Here is a 3,919-nt window from a genome sequence, read left to right as displayed (position 1 = left end):
ACTGTGAAGGGACCCTTCACGGCAGCCTCGACGGTGCTCAGCGGGCGGGGAGGATGCGGCCGCGCACCTCACCGAAGCCGATGCGGCCGCCGCGGGTGCCCGGCGCCGTGGCCGAGATGACCACCTCGTCGCCGTCGGCGAGGAAGGTGCGCTCCTCGCCGTTCACCACGACCGGTTCCCGGCCGCCCCAGCTCAGCTCGATGAACGCGCCGCGCTGCTCCTTCTCCGGCCCGGAGATGGTGCCCGAGGCGTAGAGATCACCGGTGCGGCTCACGGCCCCGTTGACGGTCATGTGCGCCAGCATCTGCGCCGGGGACCAGTACATCTCCCGGTACGGCGGGCGGGAGACCTCCTGCCCGTTCCACGACACCGCGAGCTCGATGTCCAGCCCCCACGGCTCGCGCTCGGTCAGGTACGGCAACGGGGCCGGATCCTGGACGGGGGTCGGGACGCGGGCCGCCTCCAGCGCCGCCAGCGGCACCACCCACGGCGAGATCGAAGTGGCGAAGCTCTTGCCGAGGAACGGGCCGAGCGGCACGTACTCCCACGCCTGGATGTCCCGCGCCGACCAGTCGTTGACCAGGACCGCGCCGAACACCCGCTCCGCGAACTCCTCCACCGGTACCGCGGACCCCAGTTCGGATCCGGTGCCGACCAGGAAACCCAGTTCGGCCTCGATGTCGAGCCTGCGGCTCGGCCCGAACGTCGGCGCGGCCTCGTCCGGCGCCTTGCGCTGGCCGCTGGGCCGCACGATGTCGGTGCCCGAAACGACCACCGTCCCGGCGCGCCCGTGGTAGCCCACCGGCAGGTGCTTCCAGTTCGGCATCAGCGGCGCCGAATCCGGGCGGAACAACCGGCCCAGATTGGTCGCGTGGTGCTCGGAGGCGTAGAAGTCGACGTAGTCGGCGACGGCGACCGGCAGGTGCAGGGTCACCGCCCGCACCGGGTGGACGGCCGCGTCCGGCACCTCACCGGACACCAGTTCGGCGATCCGTTCCCGGACCTCGTCCCACCGCCGTCGCCCCTGCGCCATGAACGCGTTCAGGGTCGGCTGCGCGAACACCTCGTCCCCGAGCGCCGCCGCGAGGTCCACCACCTGGTCCCCGACGCGGACGCCGGCCCGCGGCGCGGTGCCGGGGGTGGAAAACACCCCGTAGGGCAGGTTGTCCAGCCCGAACAGCGAGCCTTCCGCAACGTCGATCTTCACGCCTTCGCTCCGTCTCCACCCAGCGCGCCCGCCGCGACCAGGTCCAGCTCCACGAGTTCGGTCAGCGGTTCGAGGATGTCGCACGTACCGAACGACAGGAACCGCCCGCGAACTTCTTCCTCCACAGTGGACACCCGACGCGCCACCTCCGCCCGGTCGCGTTCGGCGAGTGCCGCCACCACCTCCGGCTCCGCCGCGCCCCCGGCCGCCACTGCGGTGGCCAGCAACAGGTTCAGGTAGCCGTGCTGCTCGAACCCGGTGACCGGATCGGTGTTGCGCACCGCGTGGTGCAGGCCCGCGGTCGCCTTGAACGAGACCTCCGCGCGCACCGCGGCCAGGATCGCGGCCGCCAGTTCCGTCTCGTCCGGGTACAGCTCCGCGCGCACGCCTCCGGTGCGGAACTTCGCGCGGTGACCGGTCTCCGCGCAGGCCGCCAGCGTTCCGGCCCGCCGCTCGTCCCGCGGCACCTCGACGAAGACGGGCGCGGGCGCGGCTTCGAGCGCGGTGAAGAACTCCGGCACGCCCATTCCGGCCGGGACCGGGATCTCCAGTCCGGCCAGGCGCGCGGGCGACGAGGCCATCGCCTCGAGGACCCCGGGCAGTCCGGCGGGCCCGTCCGGCAGCGTCACCGACACGTCGACGGCGCCGATCTCCAGACCGGGCAGCGCGGAGGCGGGCAGCACCAGCGGCCCCACGAGCTCGCGATAGGCCGCGGCCAGATGCCGCGAGTGCGCGGGCACCGCGTCCGCCAGCGGCAGCGACCCGGGCGGGAAGACGGCGGCGTCGTCGAGCAGGCCGCGGAACAGGGGCGGGATCAGCGACGCGGTCACCGGGGCCCCCGGCCGGACCAGGTCCACGCGTAGCCCTCGTCCTCGGTGGCCCCAGCGCCCTCGCCGAGTTCCAGCGGGCGGAACGTGTCGACCATGACGGCGAGTTCGTCGAAGAACTCGACGCCGATGCTGCGCTCGTAGGCGCCGGGCTGCGGGCCGTGCGCGTGCCCGCCGGGGTGCAGCGACACCGAGCCCTGGCCGATACCGGACCCCTTGCGGGCCTCGTAGTTCCCGCCGCAGTAGAACATCACCTCGTCGGAGTCCACATTGGAGTGGTAGTACGGCACCGGGATGGCCAGCGGGTGGTAGTCCACCTTGCGGGGCACGAAGTTGCAGACGACGAAGCCCTCGCCCTCGAACACCTGGTGCGCGGGCGGCGGCTGGTGCACGCGGCCGGTGATCGGCTCGAAGTCGGAGATGTTGAACGTGTACGGGTACAGGCAGCCGTCCCAGCCGACCACGTCGAACGGGTGCCGGGGGTAGACGTAGCGGGTGCCCACGATCCCGGCGCCGCCCCGGTGCTTGACCAGGACCTCGACGTCCTCGCCCTCGGCGAGCAGCGGCTCGGCCGGGCCGTGCAGATCGCGCTCGCAGAACGGCGCGTGTTCGAGGAACTGGCCCCACTTGGACAGGTAGCGGCGAGCCGGGACGATGTGGGAGTTCGCCTCGATGAGGTAGACCCGCAGCGGGGCGTCCCCGGAGGGCACCCAGCGGTGGGTGGTGGCGCGCGGCAGCACCACGTAGTCGCCGGTGCGGAACGGCAGGACGCCGAAGACCGTTTCGACCACACCTTCGCCCGACTCGACATAGGCGCATTCGTCGCCGATCGCGTTGCGGTACAAGGGGGATGGCTCTCCCGCGACCACATAGGACAGCCGGACGTCGGAGTTGCCCAGCACCAGGCGGCGGCCGGTCACCACGTCGTGCCGCTTCCACTCCTCACCGGGGAACAGCTCGTGGAGCTTGAGGTGCCGGGGCTTGAGCGGATGGTTGGCCTGGGTGGACAGATCCGGGAGCTGCCACGGCGACGCGTCCACGAGCGCGGACGGGATGTGGCGGTGGTAGAGCAGCGACGAGTCGCTGGAGAAGCCTTCCTCCCCCATCAGCTCCTCGTAGTACAGACCGCCGTCCGGGGTGCGGAACTGCGTGTGCCGCTTGGGCGGGATCTCACCGACCTGCCGGTAGTACGCCACGATCGGGCCTCCTTGCCTTCGAACCGATGTTAGTAAATGTATTAACTAGTTCGCCGGGAGGCAAGGGTCAGTTCCGTCCGCGCACGTCGAACTGGGTGCGGTTGGTGATCAGCTTGTCCAGCAGCATGATCAGGATGCGCTGCTCGGTCTCGGTGAGCACACTGGCCCACTCGTGCTCGCGCTCGTTCTGCGCGCGGAACACCTCGAGCATCTCCCGCCGCCCCCGTTCGGTCAGCGACAGCAGCACCGACCGGCCGTCGTGCTCACCGGGTGCACGCTCCAGCATTCCCTCCGCGACCAGCGTCTTCGTCAGGTTCGACACCGCGGCGCGGCTCATCCCGGTCAGTTCGGCCGCCTTCTTGGCCTCCAGCGGACCCGCCAGCCAGGTGACGAACAGCAGCCGGAAGCCCGACCACGACCGGCCCCGCGGCCGGTGCACGCTGGCCTCCAGGTCGTAGGTGACGATGTTCGACGCCCGGTTCAGCGTCAGGAGCACTTCGGTGGCCAGCTGGTGCCGGAACCCGAACTCCCCGGCCAGCCGGGTGTTCGCGAGCTCCACGAAGGACCAGAAGTCCAACTCGTCCGCCGTCATGGCGCCCACCCTACCCAAACTAATAAACAGATGAACTACCTGGATTCCGCCGCTGGTGCCGTGAAGGGTCCCTTCACAGTCGATACGACTGTGAAGG

4 protein-coding genes are annotated in these 3,919 nt (G+C 70.8%); all 4 read right to left on the bottom strand.

Annotation, left to right across the window (positions count from 1 at the left end):
• Window positions 1-37: 37 nt before the first annotated feature.
• The 4 genes from fahA to FNH05_RS33975 all read right to left on the bottom strand — a co-directional run bounded on the left by fahA (window position 38) and on the right by FNH05_RS33975 (window position 3,822).
• The gene (gene fahA, locus FNH05_RS33990) at window positions 38-1,207 is read right to left on the bottom strand and encodes a fumarylacetoacetase (protein ID WP_144592953.1); all 1,170 of its coding nucleotides are present in this window, start codon (window positions 1,205-1,207) and stop codon (window positions 38-40) included.
• Window positions 1,204-2,064: a hypothetical protein gene (locus tag FNH05_RS33985; RefSeq protein ID WP_246128110.1), complete on the bottom strand. Its 861-nt coding sequence runs from the start codon at window positions 2,062-2,064 to the stop codon at window positions 1,204-1,206. The genes fahA and FNH05_RS33985 overlap by 4 nt, the downstream gene beginning before the upstream one ends.
• Window positions 2,034-3,230, bottom strand: coding sequence for a homogentisate 1,2-dioxygenase (locus FNH05_RS33980; RefSeq protein ID WP_144592952.1), 1,197 nt, complete (start codon window positions 3,228-3,230; stop codon window positions 2,034-2,036). Before FNH05_RS33980 ends, FNH05_RS33985 begins: the two co-directional genes overlap by 31 nt.
• 67 nt (window positions 3,231-3,297) lie before the next feature.
• Window positions 3,298-3,822 carry a MarR family winged helix-turn-helix transcriptional regulator gene (locus FNH05_RS33975; RefSeq protein ID WP_144592951.1) on the bottom strand — a complete coding sequence of 175 codons (525 nt, stop codon included), beginning with the start codon at window positions 3,820-3,822 and terminating at the stop codon, window positions 3,298-3,300.
• Window positions 3,823-3,919: the final 97 nt, after the last annotated feature.

Source organism: Amycolatopsis rhizosphaerae (genome assembly GCF_007713715.1).
Lineage (GTDB): Bacteria > Actinomycetota > Actinomycetes > Mycobacteriales > Pseudonocardiaceae > Amycolatopsis_E > Amycolatopsis_E rhizosphaerae.
Note: the sequence above shows the minus strand (reverse complement) of the source record. Positions and strands in the feature narration are given on the sequence as shown.

Excerpts from the sequence above, each read along its gene's own strand:
- FNH05_RS33975 (WP_144592951.1), bottom strand. The coding sequence starts at position 3,822 with ATGACGGCGGACGAGTTGGACTTCTGGTCCTTCGTGGAGCTCGCGAAC.